At 64.1% G+C, this 17,332-nt stretch carries 16 protein-coding genes and 1 pseudogene; 5 read left to right on the plus strand and 12 right to left on the minus strand.

All coding sequences use genetic code 11. From position 1 onward, the window contains the following. The first annotated feature begins 127 nt into the window (after positions 1-127). The gene (locus tag K3F49_RS23250) at positions 128-823 is read left to right on the plus strand and encodes a DUF1013 domain-containing protein (RefSeq protein ID WP_234683276.1); all 696 of its coding nucleotides are present in this window, start codon (positions 128-130) and stop codon (positions 821-823) included. Between the two features lie 100 nt (positions 824-923). On the opposite strand, the gene K3F49_RS23255 is transcribed toward K3F49_RS23250, so the two are convergent. From K3F49_RS23255 to K3F49_RS23270, 4 genes are all read right to left on the minus strand, one after another. Beyond that, positions 924-1,184, minus strand: a complete 261-nt coding sequence (locus K3F49_RS23255) for a hypothetical protein (RefSeq protein WP_234683277.1) — start codon at positions 1,182-1,184, stop codon at positions 924-926. Positions 1,185-1,280: 96 nt separating this feature from the next. Beyond that, the gene (locus K3F49_RS23260) at positions 1,281-3,191 is read right to left on the minus strand and encodes a propionyl-CoA synthetase (RefSeq protein WP_234683278.1); all 1,911 of its coding nucleotides are present in this window, start codon (positions 3,189-3,191) and stop codon (positions 1,281-1,283) included. 171 nt (positions 3,192-3,362) lie between these two features. Beyond that, positions 3,363-4,745 carry a tetratricopeptide repeat protein gene (locus K3F49_RS23265; RefSeq protein ID WP_234683279.1) on the minus strand — a complete coding sequence of 461 codons (1,383 nt, stop codon included), beginning with the start codon at positions 4,743-4,745 and terminating at the stop codon, positions 3,363-3,365. 240 nt (positions 4,746-4,985) lie between these two features. Next, a complete protein-coding gene (locus K3F49_RS23270) occupies positions 4,986-5,750 on the minus strand; it encodes a tetratricopeptide repeat protein (protein WP_234683280.1) in 765 nt (254 codons plus the stop codon). An 84-nt stretch (positions 5,751-5,834) separates the two neighbouring features. Here K3F49_RS23270 and K3F49_RS23275 point away from each other — a divergent pair. Continuing rightward, positions 5,835-7,412 (plus strand): annotated as a pseudogene (locus K3F49_RS23275) (cation:proton antiporter). Positions 7,413-7,421: 9 nt separating this feature from the next. Here K3F49_RS23275 and K3F49_RS23280 read toward each other — a convergent pair. From K3F49_RS23280 to K3F49_RS23305, 6 genes are all read right to left on the minus strand, one after another. Beyond that, complete coding sequence (locus K3F49_RS23280; RefSeq protein ID WP_234683281.1) at positions 7,422-8,228, minus strand: SDR family NAD(P)-dependent oxidoreductase; 807 nt, start codon at positions 8,226-8,228, stop codon at positions 7,422-7,424. Between the two features lie 32 nt (positions 8,229-8,260). Further along, entirely contained in the window at positions 8,261-8,728 is a 468-nt protein-coding gene (locus K3F49_RS23285) for a hypothetical protein (RefSeq protein WP_234683282.1), read from the minus strand. A gap of 47 nt (positions 8,729-8,775) precedes the next feature. Further along, positions 8,776-9,198 carry a DUF1850 domain-containing protein gene (locus K3F49_RS23290; protein WP_234683283.1) on the minus strand — a complete coding sequence of 141 codons (423 nt, stop codon included), beginning with the start codon at positions 9,196-9,198 and terminating at the stop codon, positions 8,776-8,778. Beyond that, complete coding sequence (locus K3F49_RS23295; protein ID WP_234683284.1) at positions 9,159-11,270, minus strand: TRAP transporter permease; 2,112 nt, start codon at positions 11,268-11,270, stop codon at positions 9,159-9,161. The genes K3F49_RS23290 and K3F49_RS23295 overlap by 40 nt, the downstream gene beginning before the upstream one ends. Before the next feature lie 192 nt (positions 11,271-11,462). Next, positions 11,463-12,410, minus strand: a complete 948-nt coding sequence (locus K3F49_RS23300) for a TAXI family TRAP transporter solute-binding subunit (RefSeq protein WP_234683285.1) — start codon at positions 12,408-12,410, stop codon at positions 11,463-11,465. 198 nt (positions 12,411-12,608) lie between these two features. Beyond that, positions 12,609-13,088, minus strand: coding sequence for a hypothetical protein (locus K3F49_RS23305; protein ID WP_234683286.1), 480 nt, complete (start codon positions 13,086-13,088; stop codon positions 12,609-12,611). A gap of 192 nt (positions 13,089-13,280) precedes the next feature. Between K3F49_RS23305 and K3F49_RS23310 the strand changes: the two genes are divergently transcribed. Next, complete coding sequence (locus tag K3F49_RS23310; protein ID WP_234683464.1) at positions 13,281-13,583, plus strand: hypothetical protein; 303 nt, start codon at positions 13,281-13,283, stop codon at positions 13,581-13,583. Positions 13,584-13,714: 131 nt separating this feature from the next. Here K3F49_RS23310 and K3F49_RS23315 read toward each other — a convergent pair whose 3' ends face one another. Both K3F49_RS23315 and K3F49_RS23320 read right to left on the minus strand, forming a co-directional pair. Continuing rightward, positions 13,715-14,932, minus strand: a complete 1,218-nt coding sequence (locus tag K3F49_RS23315) for a hypothetical protein (RefSeq protein WP_234683287.1) — start codon at positions 14,930-14,932, stop codon at positions 13,715-13,717. 70 nt (positions 14,933-15,002) lie between these two features. Continuing rightward, positions 15,003-15,629, minus strand: a complete 627-nt coding sequence (locus tag K3F49_RS23320; RefSeq protein ID WP_234683288.1) for an NUDIX hydrolase — start codon at positions 15,627-15,629, stop codon at positions 15,003-15,005. A 72-nt stretch (positions 15,630-15,701) separates the two neighbouring features. On the opposite strand from K3F49_RS23320, the gene K3F49_RS23325 reads away from it, so the two are divergent. Beyond that, positions 15,702-16,127 carry a PaaI family thioesterase gene (locus K3F49_RS23325; RefSeq protein ID WP_234683289.1) on the plus strand — a complete coding sequence of 142 codons (426 nt, stop codon included), beginning with the start codon at positions 15,702-15,704 and terminating at the stop codon, positions 16,125-16,127. 175 nt (positions 16,128-16,302) lie between these two features. Beyond that, on the plus strand, positions 16,303-17,325 hold the full coding sequence (locus tag K3F49_RS23330) for an aldo/keto reductase (protein WP_234683290.1): 1,023 nt from the start codon (positions 16,303-16,305) through the stop codon (positions 17,323-17,325). Positions 17,326-17,332 lie beyond the last annotated feature (7 nt).

A 17,332-nucleotide genomic window follows, 5' to 3' on the forward strand; every position in this document is an offset into this window, starting at 1 on the left:
ACTATCTATAGCAGAACCATTGCGTGGCTACCCCCTCCGGGCTTATATAGCGCGAATTCCCTGTCATCGCTGATGACCACCGGTTTCGCCTCCAAAAGGGGTGGGCGAAGCACAAAGGAGATTTGCCATGAGCAACGCACCTCTGATGCCCAAGGCGACCGCCGTCTGGCTGCTCGACAACACCGCGCTGACCTTCGACCAGGTCGCCGATTTCACCAAGATGCACCCCCTCGAGGTGCGCGCGATCGCCGACGGTGACGCCGCGCAGGGCATCAAGGGCATGGACCCGATTTCCAACGGCCAGTTGACCCGCGAGGAGATCGAGCGGGGCGAGAACAACCCGGACTTCCGGCTCCGCCTCCAGGAGAGCAAGGTCGTGCTGCCGCCCCAGCCCAAGCGCAAGGGCCCGCGCTATACCCCGGTGTCGCGCCGCCACGAGCGCCCCAGCGCCATCCTCTGGCTGCTGCGCAGCCATCCGGAGCTCAAGGACGCCCAGGTCATGCGCCTGGTCGGCACCACCAAGAGCACGATCGCCAGCGTCCGCGACCGCACCCACTGGAACACCTCCCAGCTGACCCCGATCGACCCGGTCACCCTCGGCCTCTGCTCGCAGATCGAGCTCGATTTCGAAGTGGCGCGCGCGGCCAAGGAAAAGCCGATCGACGCAGCCTATGGCGGCGCCACCCTGCTGCCGGCCTCCGAGACCACCAAGAAGGACGAGTACGAGACGTCGGAGAAGTCGAGCGACGACCTCAACGTCGACGCCGTGTTCGCCAAGCTCAAGACGCTGGGCGGCAAGAAGCACGAGGAAGAGGAGGAGTAGTCCTCGCTTTCATTCATCATCTCATGCAAACGCGGCGGGAAAACCCGCCGCGTTTTTGTTTTTGGGAGCTCTATCTCGGCAATGGCGAAAGAAGCCTCGCCTACGGCCGGTCGGGATGGTTCAGCATGTATTCGCCGAGATCGCGCTGGCGACGATCGGCGCGTGAGGTGGCAGCGCTGCGCTGGACGTCGCGATCCTTGCGGCAGGCCACATATTCCGGCGAACCGACCGCGAGGCCGCGGCTCTGGCACACCGCATCGTCGTCGTCACCGCCCATCGACGTCGGCGTCTGGTAACGCGCCGAGCAGGCGGAGAGAGCGAGGCCCGCAAACACAATCGCAAGGAACGACTTCGACTTCATAGCGGGGCCTTTCATCCTTCGAGACGCGCGCCGGGCGCGCTTCTCCGGACGAGGGTTGAGCGGAAAAATGCGGCCACTTCAAGCCTCATCTGCCCCTCACACCCGCCCCTTCAGCGCCTCCCCGATCTCGTCGAGCACCTTGGGGTCCTCGATCGTCGCAGGCATGGTCCAGGCCTCGCCGTCGGCGATCTTCTTGATGGTGCCGCGCAGGATCTTTCCCGAGCGTGTCTTGGGCAGGCGGCCGACGGTGATGGCGAGCTTGAAGGCGGCGACGGGGCCGAGACGGTCGCGCACAAGTGCGACGATCTCCTTCTCGATTTCGCTGGGCTGCCGCTTCACGCCGGCTTTCAGCACCAGGAAGCCGCAGGGCACCTCGCCCTTGATCGCGTCCTTGACGCCGAGCACGGCGCATTCGGCGACGTCGGGATGCGAAGCCAGAATCTCCTCCATGCCGCCGGTGGAAAGCCTGTGGCCGGCGACATTGATGATGTCGTCGGTGCGGCCCATGACGAAGACATAGCCGTCCTCGTCCTTGTAGCCGGCATCCGAGGTCTTGTAGTAGCCGGGGAATTCGGTGAGGTAAGCTTCCTTGAAGCGCTCGTCCTGATTCCACAGCGTCGGCAGGCAGCCCGGCGGCATCGGCAGCTTGATGACGATCGAGCCCATGGTGTTGGGAGCGACGGGCTTTGCCGCTTCGTCGACCACATCGACCTGATAGCCCGGCATCGGCACCGTCGGCGAGCCATGCTTCACCGGCAGCTGGCCCAGGCCCACCGGATTGCCGGCGATGCACCAGCCGGTCTCGGTCTGCCACCAATGATCGATCACAGGCACCTTCAGCTGCTGCTCCGCCCATTCCACCGTCGGCGGATCGGCGCGCTCGCCCGCGAGGAACAGCGTGCGGAACTTCGACAGATCGTACTGCCGGATGAACTTGCCTTCCGGATCCTCTTTCCTGATGGCGCGGAACGCGGTCGGCGCGGTGAAGAAGGCGACCGCCTTGTGCTGGCTGATCACGCGCCAGAATGCGCCGGCATCGGGCGTGCCGACCGGCTTGCCCTCATACATGATCGAGGTCGCGCCGTGCAGCAGCGGGCCGTAGATGATGTAGCTGTGGCCGACCACCCAGCCGATGTCGGAGCCGCACCACCAGACCTCGCCCGGCTTGACGCCATAGAGATTGAACATCGACCATTTCACCGCGACCAGATGCCCGCCATTGTCGCGCACGACGCCCTTGGGAACACCGGTCGTGCCTGACGTGTAGAGAATGTAGAGCGGATCGGTCGCGGCAACGGGCACGCAAGGTGCTTTCTTGCCGTCGTTCATCGCCTTGCGGCGGAGGCTCGCCCAGTCATAGTCGCGCTTTGGCGTGAGGTCGCAGACGAGCTGCGGACGCTGCAGCACGATGCAGGCCTTCGGCTTGGCGGATGCGAGCTTGATCGCCTCGTCGAGCAGCGGCTTGTACTGCACGATGCGGCCGGGCTCGATGCCGCAGCTTGCGGACAGAATGAGTTTTGGCTGCGCATCGTCGATGCGGGTCGCAAGCTCTTTTGCGGCAAAGCCGCCGAACACCACCGAATGCACCGCACCGATGCGCGCGCAGGCGAGCATCGCAACCACGGCCTCCGGCACCATCGGCATATAGAGGATGACGCGGTCACCCTTGGCGACGCCAAAATCCTGCATGATGGCAGCGAGCGCCTGCACCTCGGCCAGCAGCTCGGCATAAGTGAATTTGGTCACCGAATTGGTCAGCGGCGAATCATGGATCAGCGCGACCTGGTCGGCGCGGCCGCGTTCGACGTGGCGGTCGAGCGCGTTGTAGCAGGTGTTGACGATGCCGCCCGTAAACCAGCGGCCGTAAACGCCTTGCGTGGCATCGAAGATTGTCTTCGGCGGCTCGATCCAGTCGATCTCCTTCGCCGTCTCGGCCCAAAAGCCCGCAGGGTCGGTCAGCGAGCGCGCATGGACCTCGTGATAGAGACTCTTCCCTTGGACGTTCATTCCCGCGCTCCCGTTCCCTTTATCGGCCGGCGACGTCAGCCCCGTCATGACAGGGATCAAGTGCCGGCCTTGTTTGGAGGCTATTCTCCCGGGAACGGGCCGCGGTTCAAGCTGAAAAGAACGCATCGTCTCCCTCTCCCCGTTCTTACGGGGAGAGGCGAAGAACCCCGCCTAGCCCTCCATCGCATTCAGCCGCTGCAAGCGGTCCTGCATGACCTTCTTCAGATCGTAGCCGGGGCGGCGGAAGCTGGCGTCGCGGGTGGCGAGGAAATCGTGCTGGGATTTGCGCAGATCGGCGGCCGAGCGCCGGCTGATCGATTTCAGCGCCCGGTCGTAAGCCTCGGCGAGCTGGCGGTCGAGCATGCCAAGCTGCGGATCGGCGCAGATCACCTTCTCCACCTCGCGCTTGGCGGAGGCGCAATCGAATGACGGGCCGTTGCCGGAATTCGCCGCCAACGGCTGCGCGGGCTCGGCGCCGAACTTCGCGATCTCCGCCATCATGGTACGGCGGCCGTCCGCGGCGTTGATGTTGCCGGGGTCGAGCCGCAGCGCCGTCTCGTAGTCGGCCAGCGCCTTCTTGCGGTCGCCCATTTTCGTGTAGAGCACGGCGCGGTTGTTGTAGGTCTTGGCGAAATTCGGATCGAGCTTCAGGGCGTCATTATAGTCGCTCAGCGCTGCGCCGAACTCGGCCTTGAACTGGTAGGAATCGCCGCGATTGGTGAAGAAGTTCGGTCGCGGCGCCAGCCGCAGCGCCTGGTCGTAATCGGCGATCGCCTTGTCGTAATCTTTCATCGCGGCATAGGAGAGCCCGCGATTGTCGTAAGATTCCGGAACTTTCGGATCGAGCCTGATCGCCTCGCTGTCGTCGGCAATCGACTTGTCGAGCAGGCCAAGCTTCTTGTAGGCCGCGCCGCGATTGGTGTAGCTGCGCGCCCGGTTCGGATCGAGCCGCAACGCCTCGCTGAGATCGCTCACCGCCTTGTCGTTGTCGCCGTTGAGATAATAGGTCGCGCCGCGGTCAGACCAGGCCTGCGCATAATCCGGCTTCAGCTTGATCGCCTTGTCGTAATCGGCAAGCGCCCGGTCGAGCCGGCGCTGGTTGGTGTAGGCCACGCCGCGCAGCTCGTAGGCCTCCGCATCCTGCGGATCGAGCTCGATCGCCTTGCTGAGATCGGACGTGGCGCGGTTGAGATCGCCGCCCGCCTCGCGCAACAAATCGCCGCGCAGGCGCCAGGCGCGCGCGTTCTTGCCATCGAGCGCGATGGCGCGGTCGATGTCCCGCAGCGCCTGCGTGAGACCGCCGGAGGTCCGTGCATTGGCATCGGCCCGAACCAGCAGCGCCGCGACGCGATCGGAACCTGGGTTCGAGGCCTGGTCGATGACGGCGCTGCACGCCGAGATGATTTCCGCCGGGGCCGCCTTGCTGCCCATCACGCAATCAGCGGCGGATGCCGGGGCGGCGAGGACAAGGCCAACCGCCGCACCGAGAAGAAAGGTGCGAAGGGAGGTTTTTGCAAACGGGAACATTTGCGCGGAAGAACGCGTGCCGCACATGGGGAAGGCTCCGTGACATCGGGTTCTCACCGTTGTCGCGGCGGGCTGAAGTTCGGTTCAAGTCGGGCCACGGGCTCGGTTAACCTCTCCCGCTCGCGGGGGAGGTCGGCGCGCAGCGCCGGGTGGGGGCTCTCTCCACTTGGAGAGTCTCACCGCGGAGGCAGCCCCACCCCAGCCCTCCCCGCAAGCAGGAGAGGGAGCGCACTTTCCGTGTGCGAACAGCTCAGGCTGATCTTGCGATCAATACCCGTCCACCCCATTGAGCCGCTGCAAGCGCTCCTGCATGGCCTTCTTCAAATCATATGCCGGCCGGCCGAACCCGGCATTGCGACGCGCAACATAATCATCCTGCTCGCGCTGCAGTTTCTTCGTCTCCCCATCGTTGCGCGCCTCGCGCAGCACGCGCGCATTGGCGGCATAAACCTCCCTATCGAGATCCGCGAGCTCGCGGTTTCCGCAGATCGCCTTCTCGACCGGGCGGCGCGCGCCCGCGCAATTGAAGCTGGGCTTGCCGGCGACCGCCATCTGCGCGCCGATCCGCTCGAGCTCGCGCGCGATCGCCTTGTGATTAGCCTTGGCTTTTTCGTGATTCGGATCGATCCGGAGCGCCGCGCCAAAATCCTGCACCGCCTTCGGCTTGTCGCCTTTCTTCAGCCAGAGCTCACCGCGCGCATTGAAGACGTCGGCAAGCGCCGGATCGAGCAACAACGCACGGCTGTCGTCGGCGATAGCCCGGTCGATCTGGTCATGCCGCGCCAGCAGCGCCCCGCGCGCGATCAGCGCCTTGATCAGATCAGGTTTTGCCGTCTTCTCGTTGTCGATGACGGCGGCACAGGCCGGGCCTGCCTTGTCCATGTCGTCGGCAGCCGTCGCGGCCAGACAGAATGCAACGTCGATCTGCGCGACGGCCGCCGGCTCGCCCCCGGTCGCGGCCCGAGCGGCACCGAGCGAGAGCGCTGAGAGCAACACGGCTCCGGACAGTTGAAGAAGTTTTTGAAAACGCATGCTCGCTGCAGTCGGAAAGTCTTGTCTTCGGGGGCTTGCCTTGAGACCGTACTGTCCATCATACGGCCGGATTGGTGCTAGCTTGTGGCACTGCTCACATCGGTTTCGGGGATCGTCGTGTCGACATTCGAATGGATCATCGCGCTTCTGCTCGGCGCCGTTGCATTATCGGCGCTGGCGCGGCGGATCAAGGTCCCCTACCCGACCTTTCTCGCCATCGGCGGCGCGGCTATCGCCTTCGTGCCGAACAGCCCGACATGGGCGCTGGAGCCGGACCTGGCGTTGGCGCTTTTTGTCGCACCGGTGCTCCTGGACGCCGCCTTCGACACATCCTTGCGCGATCTCCGCAACAACTGGGTCCCGGTCGCGACCCTGGTGGTCGCAGCCGTCGGCCTGACCACGGTGGGCGTGGCCTTTGTTGCGCACCGGCTGTTCCCGGACATGCCCTGGGCCGCCGCGGTGGCGCTCGGCGCCATCGTTGCGCCGCCGGATGCCGCGGCCGCGGTCGCGATCCTGAGCCAGGTCAAGCTGCCCTACCGCATGGTCAAGGTGCTGGAAGGCGAGAGCCTGCTCAACGACGCCACTGCGCTCCTGATCTATCGCATCGCCGTCGGCGCGGTGGTCATGGAGCACCTGAAGTGGAGCGAGGTTGCGCCGACGATCGCGCTCGGACTGGTCGGCAGCGTGCTGGCCGGTCTTCTCGCCGGGCGCATCATCCCGCCCATTATGGAGCGCGTGAGGGAGGTGCCGAGTGCGATCATCATGCAGTTCGCCACCACCTTCATGGTCTGGATCGCCGCCGAGCATCTCGGCCTCTCCGGCATCCTCACCATCGTCGTTTACGCCATCACCGTCGCGCAAACGGCGCCGGCCCGTATCCCGGCGCGGCTGCGGGTGCCGTCCTATGCGGTGTAGGAGACCATGGTGTTCGTGCTCAACGTGCTCGCCTTCATGCTGATCGGCATGCAGATGCGGCCGATCTGGACGAAACTGGACGCCGACGTGCGCTGGGAATATTGCGTGGCAGCCGCCTGGATCCTGCTCACGGTCGTCCTGGTGCGGTTGCTCTGGATCACGTTCTACCGCACCACCCTGCGCGTGCTGATCGCGCGCGGCATCTATCACCCGAAGGACCCGAAGCAGGTCGCCTCACCGAAGGGCGGCCTCATCATCTCCTGGTGCGGCATGCGCGGCCTCGTCACGCTCGCGACTGCCTTTGCACTGCCGGAGAACTTCCCCTATCGCGACTTCATCGTCTTCATCGCCTTCGCGGTGGTGCTGGGCTCGCTGATCATCCAGGGCCTGACGCTGCGGCCGCTGATCCTCGCCTTCGGCCTCAAGGACGACGATCCCGTCGGCATCGAGGTCGCGCGCGCACGCGCCATCGCCTATCGCGCCGCGCTCGACGCGATCGAGGACGATCCGTCCGAGGAGGCCGAAATCCTGCGGCTCGAATACCGCGCCATCCTGATGCAGGCCGACGACGATCCGCACGGCGGCATCGCCAACGGCGAACTCCCCGCCGATCCGCTGCGCCGCCGCGCCATCGAAGCCGCGCGCAAATCGATCTTCAACCTGCGCACCACCGAGGTGATCGGTGACGACGCGTTTCACCGGATCGAAGAAGAGCTCGATCGGGCGGAATTGAGCGCAGGGGGCTAACTCCGATGCCTACGCCCCCGCCTTGCAGGTGATCCCGCCGTCGACCACGAGCTCGATCCCCGTCACATATTTCGACTCGTCCGACGCCAGGAACAGCGCGGCGTTGGCGACATCGAAGGCGTCGCCCATGTGGCCCATCGGCACCTGCGCATCGCGGGCGCGCCACATCGCTTCCACATCACCCTTGGCGTAGCTGTTGGCGAGGCCGGCGGAATGCTCCACCATCGGCGTTTTCATCAGGCCGGGCAGGATCGCGTTCACGCGCACATGGTGCCGCGCGAACTCGATCGCGGTGGTGCGCGTCATCTGGTTCATCGCGGCTTTCGAGGTGCCGTAAGTGACGTAGGAGATTCCCATGTGGCGGATCGAGGCGATCGAGGAGATGTTGATGATCGACCCGCCGCCCTGCTGAGCCATGACAGGAATGACGTGCTTCATGGCAAAATAAGCGCTCTTGAGGTTGACGCTGAAGACGCGGTCCCAGCTCTCCTCGGTGACCTCGACCACGCTGCCCATCTCTGCGATGCCGACATTGTTGTCGAGCACGTCGATGCGGCCGTAGGCCTTGAGGCACGCAGCGACCATCGCCTCGATCTCGGCAGGCCGCGACACGTCGGCTGTGAACGGCGTCGCCTTACCGCCCTCGTCCGTGATGATCTTCGCGGTCTCCTCGGCGGCGGCGCCGTTGCGGTCGACGCAAAGCACCTGCGCGCCCTCGCGCGCAAAGGTCACCGCGGTCGCCTTGCCGTTGCCCCAGCCGGGCCCGATCGAGCCGGCGCCCACCACCATCGCAACTTTGCCTTTGAGCCGGTCCATCGCGTGTTCTCCCTTTTGTTTTCCGGCAACAATCAAAGTAGAATACGGACTGTATCAACTATCGTGACGACGTCACCTGACCGCCCGGAGAGGACAAATTCCACAACTTCGATAGATCGGCGCTCCAATCCAACCACCGCGTTTGATGTGTTTAGCCGTGCAAAAAGGCACGTGTCGAAAGGAGAAGAATCCGTCTCAAAACAAACAAAAGCGCATGAAGGTTCATCTTTGGCTGCCAGAAAGCTCCCTTCGAGATACGAAGCTGTTCGATTGTCATAACCCAGAATTGCATCGAATCTGTTCCATTCGGATGATTCCGCCAGCGAGCGTGAGACGATCGACTCGAATAGGACCGCTGAAATCAAGTCCCAATCGTCGTAGTTGTTGGGCTCTTTCCATTGCATTCGCGCTCGTTCTGCTATCGGGATCAATGCAATCAGACCTGCGCGAAATGTGCGGACCAGTTCGTCAACGGACGTACTCCAACGTTCCGACGTCATGGGATACTTTCTTTTGCTGACAACATCGCACGCCCGCCGGTTCGGTCTCACCAACCCGAAGGCTCTTCGCAGATGCTCATCTTGGTGAAATTAGCACCAATGGGATGGCCGACAATCGCCGAAAGCGTCTGACACGCGCCGTCATGGCATAACCGCCATTCCCGGGCGGCGCCGGAATTGCCGAGCACGACCTCAGGCATCGGCGCGCGCGCAGGCTGCCATTGAAACCAACCGTCGACGAGCCGCGCCTCGGGCGGCGGCTCCATGCCGGGGCCGGTGCCCTTGACGCGGGCCTGCACCAGTTCGAGACCCGCCGGCGTGACGCGCCAGTCTTCCTGCCAGTCGACCTTCGCGATCGAATGCGTCCAGACAAGCGTGAACGCGGACAGCGCGAGCGCTTTCACGGCTCCTGCTGTTGCGAAGCAGAGGCTCACACCGCCTCGACCACAGCCGGCGGACGCTGCCGCCATTGCCAGAGTACGATTGCCGCCGAGAGGATCAAGCCGGCGGTGTCGCTGAATGGGAAGTCGCCGAGCAGGCACATTGCTGCCCCGAACGCGACGACGCGCTCGAGCAGCGTCAGCCGCGTGAACAGGAAGCCGATCGCGACCATGCCGAACAGCGCGATCGCCACCAGCGCCTTGAAGGTCGCGAGCGTCACCGCGCCATAGAAGCCGAGCTTCGCCGCCATGGGATCGCCAGCCTGCAGCATCAAGGCCGGCGAGTAGACGAAGATGAAGGGGATGACGTAACCGGCGAGCGCGATCCGCATCGCCTCCCAGCCGATCTTGTCCGGATTCTCCTTCGCGATCGGCGCGGCTGCGAGCGCTGCGAGCGCGACGGGTGGCGAGAGGTCGGCCATGATGCCGTAATAGAACGCGAACATGTGGCTCGCGATCAGGGGCACGCCGAGTTTCGCCAACGCAGGCGCTGCGAGCGCGGCGGTGATGATGTAGGTCGGGATCGTCGGGATGCCGGTGCCGAGCAAGATCGACAGCAGCATGGTCATGATCAGTGCCAGGAACAGGCTCTTCTCGCCGAGCCCGATCACCCAGCCGCCGAAGATGGTGCCGACGCCGGTCTGCGACATCATGCCGATGATGACGCCGACGATGGCGCAGGCCATGCCGACCGTGATCGCGGACTTTGCGCTTTCGGCGAGCGAGTCGCGGCATGAGCGCAGCGCCGCCACACCGCCACGAACAAAGGCCGTGATGAGAATCAGCGCGATGACGACGCAGCCGACCGGCACGATCTTCAGACCGTCATGCGACAGCGCAGCGACGACGAGCGCGAGCCCGATCCAGAAGATATAGCGGATCAGCATGGAGGAAGCGCCGGTCGCGATGCTGGTGCCCAGGATCAGCCCCACCGTCAGCGCAAGGCCCATGCTGCCGGCATAGAGCGGGGTAAAGCCCTCGAACAGCATGTAGACGAGCGCTGCGAGCGGCAACACGAGGTACCAGCCCTTCACCAGCGCGTTCCAGGCACTCGGCGTCTCCGAGCGCTTCATGCCGGTGAGACCGTGCTTGCCGGCTTCGAGATGCACCATCCAGAACGCGGAGGCGAAATAGAGCACCGCAGGGATCGCAGCCGCCTTGACGATTTCCGAATATTGGACGCCGAGCGTCTCCGCCATGATGAAGGCGACCGCGCCCATCACCGGCGGCATGATCTGCCCGCCCATCGAGGCCGTCGCCTCGACGCCCGCCGCAAACGCGCGGCGGTAGCCGAACCTGATCATCAAGGGAATCGTGAACTGGCCGACGGTGACGACGTTGGCGACGCCGGAGCCGGAGATCGTGCCCATCATGCCCGACGCAAACACCGCGACCTTCGCCGGCCCGCCGCGGGTGCGGCCGAACAGGCCGAGCGAGACGTCGGTGAAGAGCTGGATCATGCCGGCACGTTCCAGGAACGAGCCGAACAGGATGAACAGGAAGATGTAGGTCGCCGAGACGTAGATCGGCACGCCGTAAAAGCCTTCGGTGCCGTAGGAGAGATGCGTGACGATCTGGTCGAAATCGTAGCCGCGATGGTTCAGCGGCGACGGCAGATATTGTCCGAAGAACCAGTAGACGAGGCAGGCGCCACACATCAGCGGCAGCGCTGCGCCCATCAGCCGCCGCGTGCCCTCGAAGATCAGGACTGCGAGCAGCGTGCCGACGGCGAGGTCGAGCCTGGTCGGATCGCCGTCACGCGCGATCAGGTCCGCGTAGAAGATCCACTGATAGAGGCCGCAGAAGAAACCGGCAGCGCCGACCACCCAGCCGAGCGAGCGGCCAAAATTGCTCTTCGCGGTGAAGTTGGCGATCAGGCCAAAGGTAAGCAGGACCAGGAAGCCGACATGGACGCCGCGCACCACCTGGCTCGGCAGATAGTTGAAGGCTGCGACATAGAGCTGGAAGGTCGCAAAGGCGATGCCGATCCAGTAGGCAAGCGTGCCCCACCGGCCCGGGCCAAAACCTTCCGGAAACCCGTGCTCGAAATTGTCGAACTCGACCTTGATGAGCTCTGCGGTGCCCTCTGCCTTTTCCAGCATCTCAAATCGCCCCAGTCCAGCATCACGTCTGATGACATTGGCACGGTGTGCCCCGCGCCGGCATGCCCGGGCTAGTCCCGGGCTCCACGAAACTTCTTTGCATAATCGTAGAACGTGAATGGCCGGGACATCTGTGCGAAGACGCGCTTCGCGCTAATGCCCGGCCATGACGCCCGAAAGCGAGAGCAGACCCTACTTGATCAGCCCTTTTTCCTTGTAATAGCGGATCGCGCCGGGATGCAGCGGGATCGGGCTGCCGGTGGCGGCCGTCTCGAGCTTGATCTCCTTGCCGGCCGCGTGCGCATTAGCGAGTTCGGGCAGCGACTCATAGACCAGTTTGGTCATCTGGTAGGCGAGATCGTCCGACACCGCCGAGCTGGTGACGAGATAGTTGACCACGGCCGCGGTCGGCACGTCCTTGTCCTGGCCGGTATAGGTGTTGGCCGGGATGGTCGCCGCGATGAAGGGCGGGCCGATCTTGTCGACGGTCTCCTTCGGCACCGACACCACCGTGATGGGGGCCGAAGTCGAGAGATCCTTCAGTGAGGCGACGCCAAGGCCGGCCGATTGCAGCGTCGCGCCGAGTTGGCGGTTCTTCATGAGGTCGACGGATTCGGCGAACGGCAGATATTCCACCTTGCCGAGATCCTTGTAGGTCATGCCGGCGGCGCTGAGGATCGCGCGCGAGTTCAGCTCCGTGCCCGATTTCGGCGCGCCGACCGAGAGGCTCTTGCCCTTGAGGTCGGCGAGCGTCTTGATGCCGCTCTCGGCGGTCGCGACGATCTGGATGTAATTCGGATAGATCGCGCCGATGGTCCTGAGCTTGTCGAGCTTGGTCTTGAAGCCGGCTTCCTCGTCGCCGTCCCAGGCGGCTTTCAGCGAGTCGCCCAGCGTGAAAGCGATTTCGCCGCGGCCCTGCTGCAGCAGGATCAGGTTCTCGACCGACGCCTTGGTGGCCTGAACCTGCGTCTTCACGTTCGGAATCTTGTCGCCGTAGATCTTCCCGATCGCGACGCCGAGCGGGTAGTAGACGCCGGAGGTGCCGCCAGTCAGCACGTTGATGAAGGATTGCGCCTGCACGCAAGGTGCCGTCGCCGCCAGAGCAAAAGCCGCGGCCACGCCGAAAATCGTCCGTTTCATGGTTTTTCTTCTCCCCAAACCGGCGGCGAAATTGGCCGGATGAGGGGAGCGGGTCAACCCATCCAAAAGGCACAACAGGGCTGCGGAAGCCCCTGTTTTAGCTGCGTTTTGAGGGAACCCGCCGGGTGCGGCGACGTGGCGCAGTCAGATCGCTGGCGTGCGCCTCGTCGTCGTTAGAAGGCCGTCACTGGCAAGCCGTTACTGAAACGTCATGTCCAGGCACTTGGAAATGTCGGAGCCGAGGCCGGAGGAGATCGTGATGCAGCCCCGGATCTTCTGTGCGGCCATGTCGGCGGCCCAGATCGAGTAGCCGCCGGGGCCGAAGAACGAATTGGTGTTCGGCGGCTCGGTCTCGGTCGCGTCGAAATCATAGTGCCCGTCGGTCTCGAAGATGCGCGGCTTCTTGGTGCAGCCGCCGTCGGTCTGGACGTTGATGACTTCCTTGTTGTCGCGGGTCAGCGCCAGCGAGACCTGGCAGCGGAAATATTCCGAGGTCTTGCTATTGAAGAGATAAGTGTAGGACTTGCAGGTCGCGGTGTTGAGCTTGCCCGGGGCAAGGCCGCGGCTGCACGAAATCCGCTGGTTGTGGCTGAGCTGGTAATCATCGGCCTGGGCGGCCGGCGCGAACGCCGTCAGCGACAACCCGGCAATCCAGCAGAATTTAATGACATGGCGCATTCGAATCATCCCCACCAATATCTTTGTCGTGTTGCGTTCTAGACTGAAAGCGGAACATAGTCGCGAGGGGACGAAGGGAAAATCACAAACTGCTGGGCCAGACGTGATGCGCTGCGGCGTCATCGCGGATTGACCCGGAATCATCGTTCGTGATTTGTTCAAGAAGGCGCCCAACGACGGGGAGGATGGATGATGGCATTTTCAATCAAGACATTGGCAATCGCAGCCGCGCTGGGCGCGTTCGCCGCCCCCGCATGCGCACAAAACGCGGCAACGCCGTGGGAGCTCAAGGCGGACACCGGCTATGCCTATGACAAGGAGGGCAAGACGTTTTCCTACAAGATGGGCACCAGCAATGCCGGCGAGCTCTTGAAGGGCGCCAAGAAGGTGCCGAAGGGCACGCTGTTCTTCATCGGCCAGAACGGCCAGCTCTACATGCGCAGCGGGCAGTATCTCGAGGGCGACGGCAGGTTCAAGTTCGGGTCGGATCGGTAGGCTCGCGCCACAAGCGAAGCTACCGTAGGGTGGGCAAAGGCGCATCAGCGCCGTGCCCACCATCTGTTGCGTCTCAATCAAGAATGGTGGGCAGGCTCCGCTTTGCCTACCCTACAGCAGTTCGCCAGCAGCTAAAACGACGCCGCCAGCTCCCGCGCGCCGGCGTTGTTGCTGTTGCTGTCCATTCGCGCATCCGTCACCGCGAGCAGCTTTGCCACCGTGTTGTGGCGGATCGCGACTGGATTGCGCTCGTAGCCGCCGCGCTGGAAGAAGTTCGAGGTCGGCACCTGCTCGCGCATCGCCTGCGGCATCGTCACCATGTCGAGGCCGGTGCCGTCGCCGGTGAGGTTCATCATCTCGAGCTCGGCGGCGGTGAGCGGACGGGTGTAGCCCTTGGCACGCGCGAACAGCACCGAGGTCAAGAGCTTGTGGGTCTGCAGCATCGGCCCGATGTCGATGTCGAGCACCATCGCATGCATGGCCCAGCCCTGCGCGGTGTCGCCGATCTTCTCATGCTCCGACCAGGTGTCCGGCACCGACTTCGCATGCGCAACCATCTTCTTCAGGACGTTGAGCTTGTGCTCGAGCGACTGACGCGCAGGCCCCGAGGTGCGCGCCACCTTGTCGGAGAGCGCACGGATGAACTCATGGCCCTGCTCGGCGAGCAACTCGACGCTGTTGGTGGTGAGCAGCTGGTTGTAGCCCATCGCGGTCGAGATTGCGCGCTTGCCGCCATGCTCGATGCCCGCCTGCACATCGTAATTGCCGGTGCCGCCGGTCTCGAACGAATAGACGCGCACCGCCTGCTCGCGCGTCAGCCCGGAGGCGAGCGCGTAGCGCGCATAGACGCGCTTGAACTCGACCTCGGAGCTCGGCCGCTGCGGCGTGAATTGATAGAGATCCTGCGCGGCGCGCACGAGATCGGACGCGACCGGAAGCGGCTTGCGCGTGGGGCGCTCCGGCGTTTCTTCGGGCTCGGGGTTCACCGGCCGCTTCGGCCCGTTGTAGAGCGGCGCCTGCTCCAGCACGTAATCGTCGAGCGTAATCTGCTGCCCGCTGCGCCGCTTGGCATTGCGGCCACGCCGCTTCTCCGAAATCTGGCTCCAATAGGCACTCGCCTCGGCATCGAAAGCGCCGCGGATCTGCTGATATTCGGCCAGCTTGCGGCGATATTCGAGCACGGCCGGCGACGCGCCCCCGCTTTGAGCAAAAAACTGCGAGAGCAACTGGGCGTTGGCATTGCTGATCGCGGGCGGCAACGCGTCGGACTCGCCGCCACGCGCGGCGGGGACGAGCAGCACGAGCGCGAGTGGAACCAGCGCCAGATGTGTTCGAATCGAATGATGCATGCTGCCCTCTTAGCAGGCATCCGGTAACCGTCACGTTAACGCGCCGTTTACCACCTTTTCGCGCCTTGCGTTACTTCCAGGCGAATACCGGCTGTTCCAGGTCGGTGACACGGGTCTGTCGCCCCGCCAGCACCTCGCGGAACTGATAGATCAGCGCCGCCGTCGGCGCGTGGATCAGGCTCATCTGGTGATGGAAGCGGATCACGCGACGGCTGCTTTCGGCAATGGAAGTGAAATCGAAGGCGTCGTCGCGCTCGATCGTGTCGAGCGCGATGCGATGGACGGAGGCGACCTCGTCCGGGTTCGGCGCGATTGCATTGCTCTCGGCAGCCCACACCACGACCGGCGTGATCAGGTATCCGGAGCGCGTCGGATAGTCGTCGAGCAGGCCGAGCACCGCGTGGGCGGGAAGCCTGAGCGCGAGCTCCTCGTCGAGCTCGCGCAGCGCCGCCTCGACCGGCGTCTCGCCGGCGTCGCAGCGTCCACCCGGCAGCGCCCATTGACCGCGATGGGAGCGCAAGCTCGATGCACGCCTGGTCAGCAGAAACGCGGTGTCGTCGCCGTCATTGGATGCAGTCAGCGCGAGCACCACCGCGGCGCGCTTCAGCGTTGGCGGCTCGACCGCATCAGGCAGTCGCGCGAATGACGCGCAGGCGTCTGCGATATTCCGTCTGGTGGCATCGCCGAAAGCTCTCATGATGCTTGACTACACCAGGACCGCGCTCGATGAAACGAGGAGAGATCAAGCGTTGCAAGGATGGACGGAGCGATGACCAGCAAGACCGCCGCAAAGCTCAAATCAGATGGCTGGACCATCCTGGAGACCACGGGCTTCATGCACCTGGTCGGCCCGTTGTGGGAGCGCAAGGTCGACGGCCAATATGAATTCGCACTCGCGACCGAAGACAAGCACCACAACCGCCGCGGCATGGTCCAGGGCGGCGTGATGATGACCTTCGCGGACCGCACTTGCGGCATGACCGCCCGCTACGTCTCCGGCAAGGAGTTCATGGCGACGGTGCAGCTCGACACGCACTTCGTCGAGGCCGGCCAGATCGGCGACATCCTGATCTCCCGCCCCCGCGTGGTGCGCGCGACCCGCAGCCTGATCTTCATGAGCACCGAGGTCAGCGTGGACAATCGCTGCGTGGTGATGGCGAACGGCGTGTTCAAGGTCTTGAAGGGGCCGGCGTAGCGTCAACCTCGTCATTGCGAGGCGCTCGCGACAAATTTGCATAGCAATTTTGCGCTGATGCGACGAAGCAATCCAGAATCTTTCCGCGGACGCATTTCTGGATTGCTTCGCTGCGCTCGCAATGGCGGCTGTAGCTGGGCTATGCTGCCTCCATCAAAGTATCGAGGAAACACCCATGCAATACCGCCAACTCGGCCGCTCCGGCCTCAAGGTCTCGCCGATCTGCTTGGGCACCATGATGTTCGGCGGGCCGACGGATGAAGCCGCATCAACGCGTATCATCGCCAAGGCGCATGAAGCCGGCATCAACTTCATCGACACCGCGGACGCCTATTCGAAGGGCGGCTCCGAGGAGGTCGTGGGACGTGCGATCGGCAACAACCGTCACGCCTGGGTGCTCGCCACCAAGCTCGCGAATCCCATGAACACCGGGCCGGGCAACGATCCCAATCGCGTCGGGCTGTCGCGGCGCTGGGTGTTGCAGGCGGCCGACGAGAGCCTGAAACGGCTCGGCACCGACCACATCGACATCTACTATCTGCACAAGGAGGACCATTCGACGCCGCTGGAGGAGACGGTGCGCGCGATGGGCGATCTGATCCGCGCCGGCAAGATCCGCTATTTCGGCGTCTCCAACTACCGCGCCTGGCGCGTCGCCGAGATCTGCAACATCTGCGACCGGCTCGGCATCGACCGTCCCGTGGCGAGCCAGCCCTATTACAACGCGATGAACCGCATGCCCGAGGTCGAGCACTTTCCGGCCTGCGCCTATTACGGCCTCGGCATCGTGCCCTACAGCCCGCTGGCGCGTGGCGTGCTCACCGGCAAGTACAAGCCGGACGCAGCACCCGACAAGGAAACGCGTGCCGGCCGCAACGACACCCGCATGATGCAGACGGAATGGCGGCCGGAATCGCTCCACCTCGCGCAGGAGATCAAGACCCACGCAGAGAAGAACGGCATCACCGCCGGCCAGTTCGCGGTGGCCTGGGTGCTCAACTCCGCCTTCGTCTCGTCGATCGTCGCAGGCCCGCGCACGGAAGAGCAGTGGGATGGCTATATAAGCGCGCTCGACTATCGCTTTACTGCAGAGGATGAGGCACTGATCGACCGGCTCGTCGTGGCGGGCCATCCGTCGACACCGGGCTACAACGACCCGGCCTATCCGATCGAGGGACGTCGCGCGCGGACGGCGTGAACTTTCG

It is taken from the genome of Bradyrhizobium monzae (genome assembly GCF_021458635.1).
Lineage (GTDB): Bacteria > Pseudomonadota > Alphaproteobacteria > Rhizobiales > Xanthobacteraceae > Bradyrhizobium.